The organism is Pseudomonas sp. NPDC088885, from assembly GCF_044750025.1.
GTDB lineage: Bacteria > Pseudomonadota > Gammaproteobacteria > Pseudomonadales > Pseudomonadaceae > Aquipseudomonas > Aquipseudomonas rustica.
The window spans coordinates 17,281-18,109 of sequence record NZ_JBIVJB010000093.1 but is presented as its reverse complement, the minus strand read 5'-3'; the positions used below and the strand labels follow the sequence as shown (position 1 = coordinate 18,109).

Sequence of the window (829 nt, the reverse complement as noted above, 5' to 3'; positions counted from 1 at the left end):
ATTTGGCCCGTTGGGCCACCGCTGCGGGACTCGTTCCCGGGGAAAGCCTCTATGTAGGCTTACGTAATGGTTTCCAGATCCAGGTTCGCCACTTTCAGCGACCGGCTGGCGACACTCACCATCGGTAAATTCAGGAAAACATCCAGATGAGCGAAAACTCCCTCTTCACCTCCGAGTCCGTGTCTGAAGGACATCCGGACAAAATCGCCGACCAGATTTCCGATGCGGTGCTGGACGCCATCATTACCCAGGACAAACACGCACGCGTTGCCGTGGAAACTCTGGTCAAGACTGGCGTGGCCATCGTTGCTGGTGAAGTGACCACCAGCGCCTGGGTCGATCTGGAAGAGATCGTGCGTAACGTGATTCTCGACATCGGCTATGACAGCTCCGACGTCGGCTTCGACGGCGCGACCTGCGGCGTGATGAACATCATCGGCAAGCAGTCCCCAGACATCAACCAGGGTGTTGACCGTGCCAAGCCTGAAGATCAGGGTGCCGGCGACCAGGGCCTGATGTTCGGCTACGCCAGCAACGAAACCGACGTTTTGATGCCAGCACCGATCACCTTCTCGCACCAGTTGGTACAGCGCCAGGCTGAAGCCCGTAAATCGGGTCTGCTGCCTTGGCTGCGCCCGGACGCCAAGTCGCAAGTGACTTGCCGTTACGAAGGCGGCAAGGTTGTCGGTATCGACGCGGTTGTTCTGTCGACCCAGCACAACCCTGAAGTGTCGTACAAAGACCTGCGCGAAGGCGTGATGGAGCTGATCGTCAAGCACGTGCTGCCTGCCGAACTGCGGAGCAAAGACACCCAGTTCCACATCAACCC

Annotated in this window: 1 protein-coding gene and 1 pseudogene; both read left to right on the top strand. The window is 58.5% G+C overall.

Features of this window, described 5'->3' with window-relative positions; genetic code table 11:
* Window positions 1–128, top strand: a pseudogene (locus tag ACIP1X_RS23975) (ArsR family transcriptional regulator); the annotation flags it as partial.
* 18 nt (window positions 129–146) lie between these two features.
* Window positions 147–829 (top strand): methionine adenosyltransferase (metK, locus tag ACIP1X_RS23970; protein WP_400755450.1); only part of this gene is annotated, 683 nt, incomplete at its 3' end.